15 protein-coding genes and 2 pseudogenes are annotated in these 15,693 nt (G+C 67.0%); 10 read left to right on the top strand and 7 right to left on the bottom strand.

Annotation, left to right across the window (positions count from 1 at the left end; all coding sequences use genetic code 11):
- Positions 1-77: 77 nt before the first annotated feature.
- The 6 genes from moaE to HMPREF3115_RS06180 form a co-directional block, all read right to left on the bottom strand.
- On the bottom strand, positions 78-554 hold the full coding sequence (gene moaE / locus HMPREF3115_RS06205; protein WP_006407806.1) for a molybdopterin synthase catalytic subunit MoaE: 477 nt from the start codon (positions 552-554) through the stop codon (positions 78-80).
- 50 nt (positions 555-604) lie between these two features.
- A complete protein-coding gene (gene moaD / locus HMPREF3115_RS06200; RefSeq protein WP_006407805.1) occupies positions 605-862 on the bottom strand; it encodes a molybdopterin converting factor subunit 1 in 258 nt (85 codons plus the stop codon).
- A 17-nt stretch (positions 863-879) separates the two neighbouring features.
- Positions 880-2,127 carry a molybdopterin molybdotransferase MoeA gene (gene glp, locus HMPREF3115_RS06195; RefSeq protein WP_070553751.1) on the bottom strand — a complete coding sequence of 416 codons (1,248 nt, stop codon included), beginning with the start codon at positions 2,125-2,127 and terminating at the stop codon, positions 880-882.
- 261 nt (positions 2,128-2,388) lie between these two features.
- Positions 2,389-3,840 (bottom strand): threonine synthase, encoded by a 1,452-nt coding sequence (gene thrC, locus HMPREF3115_RS06190; RefSeq protein WP_070553749.1) that lies wholly within the window; start codon positions 3,838-3,840, stop codon positions 2,389-2,391.
- Between the two features lie 10 nt (positions 3,841-3,850).
- Entirely contained in the window at positions 3,851-5,179 is a 1,329-nt protein-coding gene (locus HMPREF3115_RS06185) for a homoserine dehydrogenase (RefSeq protein WP_006407802.1), read from the bottom strand.
- A 52-nt stretch (positions 5,180-5,231) separates the two neighbouring features.
- The gene (locus tag HMPREF3115_RS06180; protein ID WP_070553747.1) at positions 5,232-6,470 is read right to left on the bottom strand and encodes a pyridoxal phosphate-dependent aminotransferase; all 1,239 of its coding nucleotides are present in this window, start codon (positions 6,468-6,470) and stop codon (positions 5,232-5,234) included.
- Between the two features lie 314 nt (positions 6,471-6,784).
- Between HMPREF3115_RS06180 and HMPREF3115_RS06175 the strand changes: the two genes are divergently transcribed.
- The 9 genes from HMPREF3115_RS06175 to HMPREF3115_RS06135 all read left to right on the top strand — a co-directional run bounded on the left by HMPREF3115_RS06175 (position 6,785) and on the right by HMPREF3115_RS06135 (position 15,097).
- Positions 6,785-7,159, top strand: a complete 375-nt coding sequence (locus tag HMPREF3115_RS06175) for an Mth938-like domain-containing protein (protein WP_006402313.1) — start codon at positions 6,785-6,787, stop codon at positions 7,157-7,159.
- Between the two features lie 108 nt (positions 7,160-7,267).
- Positions 7,268-8,944, top strand: coding sequence for a glycosyltransferase family 39 protein (locus HMPREF3115_RS06170; RefSeq protein WP_070553745.1), 1,677 nt, complete (start codon positions 7,268-7,270; stop codon positions 8,942-8,944).
- Positions 8,945-8,957: 13 nt separating this feature from the next.
- Positions 8,958-9,329: an EamA family transporter gene (locus HMPREF3115_RS06165; RefSeq protein ID WP_006407798.1), complete on the top strand. Its 372-nt coding sequence runs from the start codon at positions 8,958-8,960 to the stop codon at positions 9,327-9,329.
- A gap of 124 nt (positions 9,330-9,453) precedes the next feature.
- Positions 9,454-10,605: a DegT/DnrJ/EryC1/StrS family aminotransferase gene (locus HMPREF3115_RS06160; RefSeq protein WP_070553743.1), complete on the top strand. Its 1,152-nt coding sequence runs from the start codon at positions 9,454-9,456 to the stop codon at positions 10,603-10,605.
- 6 nt (positions 10,606-10,611) lie between these two features.
- The gene (locus HMPREF3115_RS06155; protein ID WP_006402309.1) at positions 10,612-11,637 is read left to right on the top strand and encodes a glycosyltransferase; all 1,026 of its coding nucleotides are present in this window, start codon (positions 10,612-10,614) and stop codon (positions 11,635-11,637) included.
- Positions 11,634-12,581, top strand: a complete 948-nt coding sequence (locus HMPREF3115_RS06150) for a formyltransferase (protein WP_070553741.1) — start codon at positions 11,634-11,636, stop codon at positions 12,579-12,581. Before HMPREF3115_RS06155 ends, HMPREF3115_RS06150 begins: the two co-directional genes overlap by 4 nt.
- Positions 12,578-13,633, top strand: coding sequence for a bifunctional UDP-4-keto-pentose/UDP-xylose synthase (locus HMPREF3115_RS06145; RefSeq protein ID WP_065494737.1), 1,056 nt, complete (start codon positions 12,578-12,580; stop codon positions 13,631-13,633). The genes HMPREF3115_RS06150 and HMPREF3115_RS06145 overlap by 4 nt, the downstream gene beginning before the upstream one ends.
- 12 nt (positions 13,634-13,645) lie before the next feature.
- Entirely contained in the window at positions 13,646-14,542 is an 897-nt protein-coding gene (locus HMPREF3115_RS06140; RefSeq protein WP_006408893.1) for a polysaccharide deacetylase family protein, read from the top strand.
- 93 nt (positions 14,543-14,635) lie between these two features.
- A complete protein-coding gene (locus tag HMPREF3115_RS06135) occupies positions 14,636-15,097 on the top strand; it encodes a peroxiredoxin (protein ID WP_070553739.1) in 462 nt (153 codons plus the stop codon).
- Positions 15,098-15,277: 180 nt separating this feature from the next.
- On the opposite strand, the pseudogene HMPREF3115_RS33040 reads toward HMPREF3115_RS06135, so the two are convergent.
- Positions 15,278-15,465, bottom strand: a pseudogene (locus tag HMPREF3115_RS33040) (hypothetical protein).
- On the opposite strand from HMPREF3115_RS33040, the pseudogene HMPREF3115_RS28665 reads away from it, so the two are divergent.
- Positions 15,415-15,693 (top strand): annotated as a pseudogene (locus HMPREF3115_RS28665) (PhoH family protein); the annotation flags it as partial. The pseudogenes HMPREF3115_RS33040 and HMPREF3115_RS28665 overlap by 51 nt on opposite strands.

The following is a 15,693-nucleotide window of genomic DNA, read 5'->3' as shown; positions in this document are numbered from 1 at the left end:
CCCTCGCCGGCTTTCGGCGCAGCACCGCCCGCGCAAGGCCGGCCCGGCATCGCGCAGCCGCGGCCGCAGAACTGCACTCAGCGCGCCGCGTTGCGCGACTCGATCCCCCAGCGCGCCAGCGCCGCATCGTCGGTGCTGCGCGCGTCGACCCAGCGCTCGCCGTCCGGCGTCGTCTCCTTCTTCCAGAACGGCGCATCGGTCTTCAGGTAATCCATCACGAATTCGCATGACGCGAACGCGTCGCCGCGATGGGCCGCGACCGTCGCCACCATCACGATCTGGTCGAGCGGATACAGCTTGCCGACCCGGTGGACGATCGCCACGTCGATGCCCGGCCAGCGCCGGCCGGCCTCCGCCGCGATCTTCTCGAGCGCCCTCTCCGTCATGCCCGGATAGTGCTCGAGCTCCAGCGCCGCTACCGCGTCGCCTTCGTTCAGGTCGCGCACGGTGCCGACGAAGCACGCGACTGCGCCGATCTTCGGATTGCGCGCGCGCAGCGCCGCCACCTCGGCGTTCAGATCGAAATCGTCGGTCTGCACTCGTACGGTCGCCATCATTCGCTCCCTGCCGGCGCGCCGCCGGCCACCTGTACCGAACGCATCGCTCAGCCGCCCGTGACGGGCGGAAAGAACGCGACTTCGCAGCCGTCGGTGATGCGCGTGCCGGCGTCGGTCATCTCGTGATTGCAGGCCATGCGCAACGCGCGCCCTTCGGCGAGCGTCTCGGCCCAGGCGCCGCCGCGCGTGCGCAGCCACGCGCGCACGTCGCCGACCGTCGCGATGCCATCCGGCACGTCGACCTGTTCGTCGGCGACGCCCAGCGCCTCGCGCACGCTCGCAAAGAATTTCAGTTGAATCTTCATGTCGGGAAGCCGTCGCGTTACGACAGCAGTTCGGAAAACGGAATGAAGCGCACGGTCTCGCCCGCGCTGATCGCGTGCTGCGGCGGATTGTCGATCAGCCCGTCGCCCCAGACGGTCGAGGTCAGCACCGCAGAGCTCTGGTTCGGGAACAGATCGAGACCGCCCGCCGCGTTGACGCGCGCACGCAGGAATTCGTTGCGCCGGTCGCCCTTGCTCTGCGAGAAGTCCGCGCGCAGCGACAGCGCGCGCGGCGCGACGTCGTGCACGCCGGACAGACGCAGCAGGAACGGCCGCACGAACAGCAGGAACGTGACGAAGCTCGACACCGGGTTGCCGGGCAGCCCGATGAAATGCGCGTCGGGCAGATCGTCGCCGCGCCGCACCGCGCCGAACGCGAGCGGCTTGCCGGGTTTCATCGCGATCTGCCACAGCGCGAGCCGCCCTTCCGCCTCGACGGCCGGTTTCACGTGATCCTCGTCGCCGACCGACACGCCGCCGCTCGTCAGGATCACGTCGTGATCGCGCGCGGCTGCGCGCAGCGTGTCGCGCGTCGCCGCGAGCGAGTCGGGCACGATCCCGTAGTCGGTCACCTGGCAGCCGAGCCGCTGCAGCAGGCCGCGCAGCGTGAAGCGGTTCGAGTTGTAGATCGCGCCCGGCTTCAGCGGCTCGCCGGGCATCGTCAGTTCGTCGCCGGTGAAAAACACCGCGACACGCACGGGCCGTGCGACCGACAGCGTGGCGCAGCCGACCGACGCGGCGAGGCCGAGCGCCTGCGGCGTGAGCCGCGTACCGGCCGGCAGGATCACCGCACCGCGGCGGATGTCGGCGCCCTGCGCGGTGATCCATTCGCCGGGCTTCGGCGTATGCAGGATCTCGACCGCGTCGCCGTCGGCCGCGGCCTGCTCCTGCATCACGACCGCGTCGGCGCCGGGCGGCACCGGCGCGCCGGTGAAGATCCGCGCGGCGGTGCCGGCGGCCAGCGGCGCAGCCGGATGGCCGGCCGGAATCCGCTGCGACACCGGCAGCCGCCGCTCGCCGTGCAGCAGATCGGCGACGCGCACCGCGTAGCCGTCCATCGCGCTCGTGTGCATCGGCGGCACGTCGAGCGGCGAGCTCACGTCCGCCGCGAGCACGCGTCCGAGCGCGTCGAGCGTCGCGACCGTTTCGGTTCCGGGCAGCGGCTTCGCGGCATCGAGCAGCGCGGCGAGCGCCTCGGCCGTCGACAGCATCGGCGCGCGCGGCGCCGCGGGGTTCGGATTCGACATCGTGAAATCGGGGGATTGAACGCAATACGTCATTGTAGCGACGCCGTCGCGCGCACGCGCGATATGGCCGGCATGCGGAAACTGTGATCGGCGCCGGCGCGCCGCACTGATGCTGCACCGATGCCGCACTGAAGCTGCACTGAAGCGCCGGCGGCTATCGATCGAGCGGCGCCGCCAAACGAAACGGCCGGAACGCGATCCGTTGGACGAATCGGCGTTCCGGCCGTGCCGCGCTGCCCGGGCGTCGCGCCCGGCCGCCCGTCAGGCGCGCGTGTGCGCGGCGATGAAGTCCTTCACCTGCTGCGCGTCGGCCTTCACGACCTCGAAGCGCTGCGGCAGCGACTCGAGCCCGTCGAACGCCGCCGGGCGCTCCGGTTCGCGTTCGAGCGCCTCGCGGATCGTCTCACCGAACTTGATCGGCTGCGCCGTCTCGAGCACGATCATCGGCACGCCGGCATCGAGATGCTCGCGCGCGACCTTCACGCCGTCGGCCGTATGCGTATCGATCGTCGTGCCGTAGCGCGAGAACACGTCGCGGATCGTCGCAATGCGGTCGGCGTGGCTGCTGCGGCCCGACACGAAGCCGAACTCGGCGACGCGCGCGAAATCGCCGCTTGCCGCCAGATCGAAGCCGCCCTTCTCCTCGACGTCGCGGAACAGCTGCATCACGCGCGCCGGATCGCGGCCGAGCAGGTCGAACACGAAGCGCTCGAAATTCGACGCCTTTGAGATGTCCATGCTCGGGCTGCTCGTGTGATAGGTGTTCTCCGCGCTGCGCACGCGGTACGCGCCGGTGCGGAAGAACTCGTCGAGCACGTCGTTCTCGTTGGTCGCGACGACGAGCTTCGCGATCGGCAGCCCCATCATGCGCGCGATGTGGCCCGCGCAGACGTTGCCGAAGTTGCCCGACGGTACCGTGAACGACACGCGCTCGTCGTTCGAGCGCGTGGCCGCGAAATAGCCCTTGAAGTAGTAGACGACCTGCGCGACGACGCGTGCCCAGTTGATCGAGTTCACCGTGCCGATCTTGTGCTGCGCCTTGAACGCGTGATCGTTCGACACGGCCTTCACGATGTCCTGGCAGTCGTCGAACACGCCCTCGACCGCGAGGTTGAAGATATTCGGATCCTGCAGGCTGTACATCTGCGCCGTCTGGAACGCGCTCATCTTCTTGTGCGGCGACAGCATGAACACGCGCACGCCGGCCTTGCCGCGCATCGCGTATTCGGCCGCACTGCCCGTGTCGCCGGACGTCGCGCCGAGGATGTTCAGCGTCTCGCCGTGCTTCGCGAGCGTGTACTCGAACAGATTGCCGAGCAGCTGCATCGCCATGTCCTTGAACGCGAGCGTCGGCCCGTTCGACAGCTCCAGCAGCGCGAGCGGCGCACCGTGCTCGGTGCCGAGCGTCTTCAGCGGCGTGATGTCGTGCGCGTTCTCGCCGTGGCGCGTGTGGCGGTAGACGTCGGCCGTATACGTGCGGCGCGCGATCGCACGCAGATCGTCGGCCGGCACGTCGTCGCAGAACTTCGACAGGATCTCGAACGCGAGATCCGCGTACGGCAGCGCGCGCCAGCGCGCGAGCTCGTCGGCCGACACCTGCGGATACTCGACCGGCAGATAGAGCCCGCCGTCCTTCGCGAGGCCGGCGAGCAGGATGTCGGAGAACGTGTGGCGCTCGCCGATGCCGGCGCCGCGCGTGGAGATGTAGTTCATGGCGTCGTCCTCAGTTCAGCGCTTCCATGCGCAGCTTCGTCACCTTCGACACGACCGTCGACAGGCTCTCGATACGCGCGATCGCCGCATTGACGTTCTTCTCGAGCGTCTCGTGCGTGATCAGGATGATGTCGGTTTCGCCGTTCGCGTCGTCGACCTGCTCGGATTCCTTCTGCAGCAGCGCGTCGATCGAGATGCCCGAATCGGCGAGGATGCGCGTGATGTCGGCGAGCACGCCGGTTTCGTCGGCAACGCGCAGACGCAGGTAGTAGCCGCTCGTCACTTCGTCGATCGGCAGGATCGGCGTGTTCGACAGGCTGTCCGGCTGGAACGCGAGATGCGGCACGCGATGCTCGGGATCGGCCGTATGCAGGCGCGTGACGTCGACCAGATCGGCGACGACCGCCGACGCGGTCGGCTCCGCGCCCGCACCCTTGCCGTAGTACAGCGTCGTACCGACTGCGTCGCCGTGCACGACGACCGCGTTCATCGCGCCCTCGACGTTCGCGAGCAGACGCTTCTCCGGAATCAGCGTCGGATGCACGCGCAACTCGATGCCGCGCTCGGTGCGGCGCGCGATGCCGAGCAGCTTGATCCGGTAGCCGAGCTCTTCCGCATAGCGGATGTCGGTCGCGTCGAGCTTGCTGATGCCTTCGACGTACGCGCGGTCGAACTGCACCGGCACGCCGAACGCGATCGCGCTCATGATCGTCGCCTTGTGCGCGGCGTCGACGCCTTCGATGTCGAAGGTCGGATCGGCTTCCGCGTAGCCGAGTTCCTGCGCGGCCTTCAGCGCGGTCGCGAAGTCGAGCCCGCGGTCGCGCATTTCCGACAGGATGTAGTTCGTCGTGCCGTTGATGATGCCGGCGATGTACTGGATGCGGTTGGCGGTCAGCCCTTCGCGCAGCGCCTTGATGATCGGGATGCCGCCCGCGACGGCCGCTTCGAACGCGACCATCACGCCCTTCTCGCGCGCGGCCTCGAAGATCTCGGTGCCGTGCACCGCGAGCAGCGCCTTGTTCGCCGTCACGACGTGCTTGCCGTTCGCGATCGCGCGCAGCACGAGCTCGCGCGCGATGCCGGTGCCGCCGATCATCTCGGCGACGATCGCGATCGACGGATCGTCGACGACCGCGTTGAAGTCGTCGGTGATCTGCGCGCCGCCGGCATCGCCGGCGAGCGCGGCCTGCGCCTTGGCCGGGTTGCGCACGGCGATGCGCGCAACCTCGATGCCGCGTCCTGCGCGTCGCTTGATTTCTTCCTGGTTGCGGCGCAGCACCGTGAAGGTGCCGCTGCCTACCGTGCCGAAGCCCAACAGGCCAACTTTGATCGGTTCCATGCTGCGTGTGGTCGATGAATGATAAGTAATGAATGCCGTGCGATGGCGCCGCTCAGACCGAATGGCGCTTGCGATAGCCGTCGAGGAAGCGCGCGATCCGGTTGATCGAATCGGTCAGGTCGTCGAGGTTCGGCAGGAACACCACGCGGAAGTGATCCGGCGCGGGCCAGTTGAAGCCCGTCCCCTGCACGAGCAGCACGCGCTCCTCGAGCAGCAGGTCGAGAATGAACTGCTGGTCGTTCTGGATCGGATACAGCTTCGGATCGAGGCGCGGGAACATGTAGAGCGCGGCCTGCGGCTTCACGCAGGTGACGCCCGGGATCGACGTGAGCATGTCGTACGCGAGTTCGCGCTGCTTGTACAGGCGCCCGCTCGGCACGATCAGTTCGTTGATGCTCTGGTAGCCGCCGAGCGCCGTCTGGATCGCGAACTGGCCGGGCACGTTCGCGCAGAGCCGCATCGACGACAGGATGCCGAGCCCTTCGAGATAGTCCTTCGCGCGCCGGCGGTTGTCGCCGCCGAGGCCCGACACGGCCATCCAGCCCGCGCGGTAGCCGCACGACCGGTAGCTCTTCGACAGACTGTTGAACGTGACCGTGATCACGTCCTCGGAGAGCGCGCCCATCGCCGTGTGCTCGAGACCGTCGTAGACGATCTTGTCGTACACCTCGTCGGCGAACACGATCAGCCCGTGCTGGCGCGCGATCGCGAGCAGCTCGAGCAGCAATTCGTCGGAATAGAGCGCGCCCGTCGGGTTGTTCGGGTTGATCACGACGATCGCCTTCGTGTTCGGCGTGATCTTGCGGCGGATGTCGTCGAGATCGGGCATCCAGGCGTTCTGCTCGTCGCAGATATAGTGCACGGGCGTGCCGCCCGACAGGCTCACCGCGGCCGTCCAGAGCGGATAGTCGGGCGCGGGCAGCAGCACTTCGTCGCCGTCGTTCAGCAGCGCCTGGGTCGCCATCACGATCAGCTCGGACGCGCCGTTGCCGATGTAGATGTCGTCGAGACCGACGCCGACGACGCCCTTTTCCTGCGTGTAGTGCATCACCGCCTTGCGCGCGGAGAACACGCCCTTCGAGTCCGAATAGACGGACGACGTGGGCAGGTTGCGGATCATGTCCTGGATGATCTCGTCCGGCGCGTCGAACCCGAACGGCGCAAGGTTGCCGATGTTCAGCTTGATGATGCGGTGGCCTTCTTCCTCGAGGCGCTTCGCGTGCTCGAGCACCGGGCCACGGATGTCGTAGCAGACGTTGAGCAGCTTGTTCGACTTCTGAATCGGTTTCACGACGACACGGTTCCTGGGTTGGCCTCGCGGCCGGGGGGACGGGATCAAAACTGGAGAGCGGCCGGTCTGTGCGCGCTGTCTAGGCTGGGAAAAAGCGGCGGTCCGGACGCGGCTTGTGGCGGCGCACGACGCAAGTGGCGCCCGCAGGCGACCAAAAAGTTATAATTTAGCGGATTTTGGCCGACTTTCGCAATGCACCAAAGCCGCGCCGGGCCCGCGCCGTCAGGCGTCCCGCGCGCGTCGGGCGCGAAACCGGCTGCCCGGGCCCGCGCGGCCCGGCCCCATTCCCACTACGGAAACCGCGGAATACCGATTTGAAACTGCACCAGGACGCGAGCGGCGCGCTCAACACCGTCACGGGCTACGGCCCCGATTATGTCGACGTCAACCTCGAACGCCACGAAACGAGCGTCATCGTGCTGCCCGGCGCACCGGTCCGCGCCTGGCCGGTGTCGTCGTTCGACGCGCTCACGCCCGAGCATTTCGCGATGCTGCTCGACCCGGCGCCCGAGGTCGTGATCTTCGGCAGCGGCGCCCGGCTGCGCTTTCCGCACCCGCGGCTCGTCGCCGCACTCGCCGCACAGCGCATCGGCGTCGAGACGATGGACTTCCAGGCCGCGTGCCGCACCTACAACATCCTGATGGCCGAAGGCCGCAAAGTCGCGGCCGCGCTCTTAATTGAACGTTAAGCGCCGATGCGGTAAAACTCGGGCCGGTACGCCGGCCACCCCGGCAAGCCGCCTGCCGCGGCGCCACCCGCCGGCGGCCCATCACAACAACCAACAGGCTGAAACTCCATGAACGATACGCCGTCGAGGCTACCGCTCAATCGCATCGTGCTCGTCCTTCTGCTCGTCGCATTCGCGGTGATCTGGTTCACGCCGCTCGGCATGCGCCATCTGATCCCGAGCGACGAGGGCCGCTACGCCGAAATGGCGCGCGAGATGTTCGTGACCGGCGACTGGATCACGCCGCGCTACAACGGCTACAAGTACTTCGAGAAGCCGCCGCTGCAGACCTGGCTCAACGCGCTGACGTTCGCGTGGTTCGGTATCGGCGAATGGCAGGCACGTCTCTACACGGCGCTCGCGAGCTTCGCGGGCGTGCTGCTCGTCGGCTTCACCGGCGCGCGCCTGTTCAACCCGCTGTCCGGCTTCCTCGCCGCCGTCGTGCTCGCATGCTCGCCGTACTGGAACCTGATGGGGCACTTCAACGCGCTCGACATGGGGCTCGCGTTCTGGATGGCGCTGTCGCTCTGCGCGCTGCTGCTCGCGCAGCGGCCCGGGCTGCGCCCCGCCGCCGTGCGCGGCTGGATGTGGGTGTGCTGGGCCGCGATGGCGTTCGCGGTGCTGTCGAAGGGGTTGGTCGGCGTAATCCTGCCCGGCGCGGTGCTCGTGCTCTATACGCTGATCGCACGCGACTGGGCGCTGTGGAAGCGCCTCTATCTGGTGAGCGGCCTCGTGATCTTCTTCGCGATCGCGACGCCGTGGTTCGTGCTCGTCCAGCAGCGCAACCCGGAATTCTTCAATTTCTTCTTCATCGTCCAGCAGTTCCGCCGCTACCTGACACCGGAGCAGAACCGGCCGGGCCCGTTCTACTATTTCGTGCCGGTGCTGCTGGTCGGCTTCCTGCCGTGGCTGTCGGTTGCGTGGCAGAGCGTGCGCCACGCGCTGCGCATGCCGCGCCAGCCGAACGGCTTCTCGCCGATGCTCGTGCTGCTGATCTGGAGCGCATTCATCTTCCTGTTCTTCAGCGCATCGCATTCGAAGCTGATCTCGTACGTGCTGCCGGTCGCGCCGGCGCTCGCGCTGATCATCGGCGCCTATCTGCCGCTGCTCGGCGCCGACCGGTTCCGGCGCCACCTGCTCGGCTATCTCGTGTTCTTCGTCGCCGCCGCGTTCGGAATCATCTTCCTTGCATACCAGGGCGACGCGCGCACGCCGAACGCGCTGTATCGCGCGTTCCAGATCTGGCTCTACGTCGGCCTCGCGATCGCCGCCGTGCTGACGCTCGTCGCCGCATGGCTGAACCGCCGCGCCGGCGTGACGGCCGCGCTCGCGGCGTTCGGCGCCGCGTGGCTGATCTTCGGCACGATCGGCGGCACGGGCCACGACGAGTTCGGCCGCTATAGCTCCGGGGCGCTGCTCGCGCCCGCCGTGCGCGCCGAGCTCGCGAAGCTGCCGCCCGACACGCCGTTCTACTCGATCGAGATGCTCGACCACACGTTCCCGTTCTACGTCGGTCACACGACGATCATGGTGCATCGCCAGGACGAGCTGGCGTTCGGCATCTCGGTCGAGCCGAACAAATGGGTTCCGACCGTCGACGAGTGGATCGCGCGCTGGAAGCAGGACGCGCACGCGCTCGCGATCATGCCGCCCGGCGAATACGACGCGCTCGTCAAGCAGCAGGTGCCGATGCGCGTGATCGCGCGCGACAACCGCCGCGTGATCGTCGAGAAACCGCAATCGTAAGGACGCCCGCCGCATGAACCCGATTTCGTTCGTCTGCATCATCACCGGCGTGCTGCTCAACGCGTGCGCGCAACTTCTGCTGAAGGCCGGCGTCAACGCCGTTGGACACTTCGAATTCAGCCGTGCGAACATCATCCCGGTCGGTCTGAAGATCGCGACGCAGCTGCCGATCATCGGCGGCCTCGGCTGCTACGTGCTGAGCGTCGTGGTCTGGATCGTCGGGCTGTCGCGCGTCGACGTGTCGATCGCGTATCCGATGCTGTCGCTCGGCTACGTCGTCAACGCGTTCGCGGCCTGGTATCTGTTCGGCGAGGTGCTGTCCGTCCAGCGGCTCGTCGGCATCGGCATCATCCTGGTCGGCGTGCTCGTGCTCGCGCGCAGCTGAGCGCGGCGGCGTTAAGCGCCCGCCTACAAAAAATCACGCTACGAATCCGCCAACCGGTGTTTAATGCCGGTTTCGGACGGATCGCCCGACCCTTTTATTACACGCCATTACAGGCTATGCGTTCATGAGCCAGACTACCGCTCCGTTTCTGCCGTTCACCCGCCCCGAGATCGACGAGGAAACCATTCAGGGCGTCGTCGAGGTGCTGCGCTCGGGCTGGATCACCACGGGCCCGCAGTGCCAGAAGTTCGAGGCCGCGCTCTCCGAGTACTGCGGCGGCCGCCCGGTGCGCGCGTTCAACTCCGGCACCTGCACGCTCGAGATCGGCCTGCGCATCGCGGGCGTCGGCCCCGGTGACGAAGTGATCACGACGCCCGCGTCGTGGGTGTCGACGAGCAACGTGATCCTCGAGACCGGCGCGACGCCCGTCTTCGCCGACATCGACCCCGTCACGCGCAACATCGATCTCGACAAGCTCGAACAGGCGATCACGCCGCGCACGAAGGCGCTCATCCCCGTCTATCTGGCCGGCCTGCCGGTCGACATGGACCGGCTGTACGCGATCGCGCGCGCACACGGGCTGCGCGTCGTCGAGGATGCCGCGCAGGCGCTCGGCTCGACGTGGAACGGCAAGCGCATCGGCGCGATCGGCGACATCGTGTCGTTCAGCTTCCACGCGAACAAGAACCTGACGACGATCGAAGGCGGCGCGCTCGTGCTGAACGACGAGGCCGAGGCGACGCTCGCGCAGAAATACCGGCTGCAGGGCATCACGCGCAGCGGCTTCGACGGCATGGACTGCGACGTGCTCGGCGGCAAGTACAACCTGACCGACGTCGCCGCGCGCGTCGGCCTCGGCCAGCTGCCGCACCTCGAGCGCTTCACCGCGCAGCGCCGCGCGCTCGCGCGCGCCTACTTCGCGGCATTCGACGGCGGCCCGGCGGTGCGCCTCGGCGTCGGGCTGCCGGTCGCCGATTTCACGAACAGCAACTGGCACATGTTCCAGATCACGCTGCCGCTCGACCGGCTGTCGATCTCACGCGCCGACTTCATGGCGCAGATGAAGGAACGCGGCATCGCCACGGGCGTCCATTACCCGGCGATCCATCTGTTCACGCTGTACCGCGCACGCGGTTTCCGCGAAGGCATGTTCCCGCATGCGGAGCGCTACGGCGCATCGACCGTCACGCTGCCGCTGTTTACGCAGATGACGGAAGACGACGTGCGCCGCGTCGTCGATGCCACCAACCAGATTTGCGAACAATACGGAAAGTAAGCGTACATGAATCACCTTGAAGCACGCGCCGGCCATCCGGGCGCGACGAGTCCGGAAGTGTCGGTCGTGATCCCCGTGTATAACGAGGAAGACGGCCTCGCCGCGCTGTTCGCGCGGCTCTATCCGGCGCTCGACGCGCTCGGCACGTCATACGAAGTGATCCTGGTCAACGACGGCAGCCGCGACCGCTCGGCCGCGATGCTCGCCGACCAGTTCCACGTGCGTCCCGACACGACGCGCGTCGTGCTGCTCAACGGCAACTACGGCCAGCACATGGCGATCCTTGCCGGCTTCGCGCAGTCGCGCGGCGAGATCGTCGTCACGCTCGACGCCGATCTGCAGAATCCGCCCGAAGAAATCGGCAAGCTGATCGCGAAGATGCGCGAGGGCTACGACTACGTCGGCTCGATCCGCAAGCAGCGTCAGGACAGCCTCTGGCGCCGCAAGGCCTCGCAGATGATGAACCGTCTGCGCGAACGCATCACGCGGATCAAGATGACCGACCAGGGCTGCATGCTGCGCGCGTACAGCCGCCGCATCATCGACACGATCAACGTCTGCGGCGAAGTCAACACGTTCATCCCGGCGCTCGCGTATACGTTCGCGCAGAACCCGACCGAAATCGAAGTCGCGCACGAGGAACGCTTCGCGGGCCAGTCGAAGTATTCGCTGTACAGCCTGATCCGCCTGAATTTCGATCTCGTGACCGGCTTCTCTGTCGTGCCGCTGCAATGGCTGTCGTTCATCGGCGTGATCCTGTCGCTCGGCTCCGCGGCGCTGTTCGTGCTGCTGCTCGTGCGGCGCTTCATCGTCGGCGCGGAAGTGCAAGGCGTGTTCACGCTGTTCGCGATCACGTTCTTCCTGCTCGGCGTGATCATCTTCGCGCTCGGGCTGCTCGGCGAATACGTCGGCCGCATCTATCAGCAAGTGCGGGCGCGACCGCGCTACCTGATCCAGGCCGTGCTCGAGCAGCACGACGGCGTGCCGGCCGTGCCGGCCGGCGCGAAGGCGCGCACGGAGGCGAGCTCATGAAGCCGCGCGCGGTCGTTTTCGCGTATCACAACGTCGGCGTGCGCTGCCTGCAGGTCCTGCTCGCGCGCGGTGTCGACGTCGCGCTCGTCGTCACGCACGAAGACAATCCGAACGAGAACATCTGGTTCGGCAGCGTCGCGTCGGTCGCGGCCGAGCACGGCATTCCGGTCGTCACGCCGTCCGACCCCGCCGATCCGGCGCTGCGCCGCGCGGTATCGGACGCGCAGCCCGATTTCATCTTCTCGTTCTACTACCGGCACATGCTGCCGACCGACCTGCTCGCGATCGCGCCGCGCGGCGCGTACAACATGCACGGCTCGCTGCTGCCGAAGTACCGGGGTCGCGTACCGACGAACTGGGCCGTGCTGAACGGCGAAACGGAAACGGGCGCGACGCTGCACGAAATGGCCGCGAAGCCCGACGCCGGCGCGATCGTCAGCCAGACCGCGGTGCCGATCCTGCCCGACGACACGGCCGCGCAGGTGTTCGACAAGGTCACGGTGGCGGCCGAGCAGACGCTCTGGCGCGTGCTGCCCGCGCTGCTGGCCGGCGAGGCGCCGCATCTGCCGAATGATCTGGCCGCCGGCAGCTACTACGGCGGGCGCAAACCCGAGGACGGCCGCATCGACTGGACGCAGCCGGCCGCACAGGTCTACAACCTCGTGCGCGCGGTCGCGCCGCCGTATCCGGGCGCGTTCACCGAGCTCGCCGGCACGCGCTTTATCGTCGCGCGCGCGCGCCCGGCGGCGCCCGGCAGCGCAGCCGCCGCGGCTGCGGCGAATTTGCCGCCCGGCCTGCACGTAAGCGATAATGCGCTATTCGGCGTCTGCGGCGACAGCCGCGCGCTATCCATTCTCGAACTGCGGCAACAGCGCGACGGCCGCGAAACCGTCGTGACGCCCGCGGAATTCGCGCAGTTCATTCATTCTTCCCGTCATTCATGAAAGCAAAAAAAGTCCTGATCCTGGGTGTGAACGGCTTCATCGGTCATCACCTGTCGAAGCGCATTCTTGAAACCACCGATTGGGAAGTGTTCGGCATGGACATGCAGACCGATCGGCTCGGCGATCTCGTCAAGCACGAGCGGATGCATTTCTTCGAAGGCGACATCACGATCAACAAGGAGTGGGTCGAGTATCACGTGAAGAAGTGCGACGTGATCCTGCCGCTCGTCGCGATCGCGACGCCCGCGACCTACGTCCAGCAGCCGCTGCGCGTGTTCGAACTCGACTTCGAGGCGAACCTGCCGATCGTGCGTTCGGCCGTCAAGTACGGCAAGCACCTCGTGTTCCCGTCGACGTCGGAAGTCTACGGGATGTGCTCGGACGAGCAGTTCGACCCGGACGCGTCCGCCCTCACCTACGGCCCGATCAACAAGCCGCGCTGGATCTACGCCTGCTCGAAGCAGCTGATGGACCGCGTGATCTGGGGCTACGGGATGGAAGGCCTGAACTTCACGCTGTTCCGTCCGTTCAACTGGATCGGCCCGGGCCTCGACTCGATCTACACGCCGAAGGAAGGCAGCTCGCGCGTCGTCACGCAGTTCCTCGGCCACATCGTGCGCGGCGAAAACATCAGCCTCGTCGACGGCGGCTCGCAGAAGCGCGCGTTCACCGACATCGACGACGGCATCAGCGCGCTGATGAAGATCATCGAGAATCCGAACGGCATCGCCTCGGGCAAGATCTACAACATCGGGAATCCGAACAACAACTTCTCGGTGCGCGAACTCGCGAACAAGATGCTCGAGCTGGCCGCCGAATTCCCCGAGTATGCGGATTCCGCGAAGCAGGTGCGACTCGTCGAGACCACGTCGGGCGCGTACTACGGCAACGGCTACCAGGACGTGCAGAACCGCGTGCCGAAGATCGAGAACACGATGCAGGAGCTCGGCTGGGCGCCGCAATCGACGTTCGACGACGCCCTGCGCAAGATCTTCGAAGCGTATCGCGGCCATGTCGCCGACGCGCGCGCACTCGTCGAGCAACAAGGCTGACGGGACGCTCGCTTGGCTCGCATCGTTCTCAAGATCGACGTCGACACGCTGCGCGGCACGCGCGAAGGCGTGCCGAATCTCGCGCGCATCTTCGACCGCTTCAACGCGCGCGCGACCTTCCTGTTCAGCCTCGGCCCCGATCACACGGGCTGGGCGCTGCGCCGCGTGTTTCGGCCCGGCTTCCTGAAGAAGGTGTCGCGCACGTCGGTGGTCGAGCACTACGGCGTGAAGCAGCTGATGTACGGCGTGCTGCTGCCCGGCCCCGACATCGGCCGCCGCGCGATCGCCGACATGCGCGCGATCCACGAGGCCGGCTTCGAATGCGGCATCCATACGTGGGACCACGTGTACTGGCAGGACAACGTCCGCATGCGCGACCGCGACTGGACGGTACGCGAGATGCAGAAGAGTCACGCGCGCTTCGCCGAGATCTTCGGCGCGCCGCCCGTCACGCACGGCGCGGCCGGCTGGCAGATGAACGATGCGGCGTTCGAGCAGATCGACGCATGGGGCATGCGTTATGCGTCCGACGGGCGCGGCCACTCGCCGTATCTGCCGGTCGTCCGCGGCCGCACGCTGTCGCACGTGCAGATGCCGACCACGCTGCCGACGCTCGATGAAGTGCTCGGCGTCGACGGCGTCGACACGCACAACGTCGCGGCGCACATTCTGCAGTTCACCGAAACCAATCCGCACGACCAGGTGTTCACGCTGCACGCGGAGCTCGAAGGCCAGAAGCTCGCGCCCGTGTTCGAACAGCTGCTCGCCGGCTGGCGTGCGCAGGGCCATACGTTTGCGACGATGGGCGACTACCACGCGACGCTGGACCGCGACTCGCTGCCATCGTACCCTGTCACGTGGGGCGAAATCCCCGGCCGCTCCGGCGAACTGATCGTCCAGCCCGACTGAGTTCGCGCGCGAGCCCGCGCTGCGTGCGGTGCGCGGCGCGCTCCGAATCGCGCCGCCGCGCGCGGCGCCCTTCCATAACAACAGGAGAAACACGTGTCCGTCGAAGTTGACCGTCAAGTTCCCGATTTCACCGCACCGGCCACGGGCGGCGATATTTCGCTGTCCGACCTGCGCGGCAAGAAGCTCGTGCTGTATTTCTATCCGAAGGACAACACGCCGGGCTGCACGACCGAAGGGCTGCAATTCCGCGATCTCTATCCGAAGTTCAAGAAGGCCGGCGCGGAGATCGTCGGCGTGTCGCGCGACAGCCTGCGCTCGCACGACAATTTCAAGGCGAAGCTCGAACTGCCGTTCCCGCTGATTTCCGATGCCGACGAAGCGCTGTGCACGCTGTTCGATGTCATCAAGATGAAGAAAATGTATGGCAAGGAAGTGCGCGGCATCGAGCGCTCGACGTTCCTGATCGACGCCGACGGCGTGCTTCGTCAGGCATGGCGCGGCATCAAGGTACCCGGTCACGTGGACGACGTGCTAACTGCTGTACAAGCGCTTTGAGGCGCGTTATATTGGGCCGCAATGAATGCCAGTTCGCCCCATATTTCTCGTAGCTGCGCCGGTGCTTTCCGGCATCTGACGCGCATCACGACGGTATCAGCCGAGCCGCATGTCCCTGTCCACGGGGCAGCGGCTTTTTTTATGGACTGCGCGCCGGCACTCGGTCCGGCCCCTACCCCGTCAAGGAGTTGATCGACACTTAGGCGAACCGGCTAGACGAAATTCCTGTGCGCCACCGCGCGCAAACTGCATGCGTCATCACGCAGGATGCGATCAGCGGCGCACGTCATGCGACACGATTCCTCCCGAGGGACACCATGCCTTTGCCTACTGCCCCCAGCAAGCTCGGCAGCCTGCTGCCGCCCGATGAATACAAGGCGAAAGCGCGGCCCGCGAAAGCCGCGAAGAAAACCGCCGAAGGGGACGCATCCACATCCGCAGACTACGGCGCGGCCAGCGTGGCCCAGCCGATGACCGAAGCCGCGAACACCGCCGCGCCGCTGCGAGCCGTCGCGTCGGCGCAGGAAGCCGCGAGCGCGACCGCGCGCACGCGCAAGACGCGCCAGACCGCCGCGCTGCTGCAGCCGATGCCGGCC

The organism is Burkholderia sp. HMSC10F09 (assembly GCF_001806955.1).
In the GTDB taxonomy this organism is placed as follows: domain Bacteria; phylum Pseudomonadota; class Gammaproteobacteria; order Burkholderiales; family Burkholderiaceae; genus Burkholderia; species Burkholderia multivorans.
Note: the sequence above shows the minus strand (reverse complement) of the source record. Positions and strands in the feature narration are given on the sequence as shown.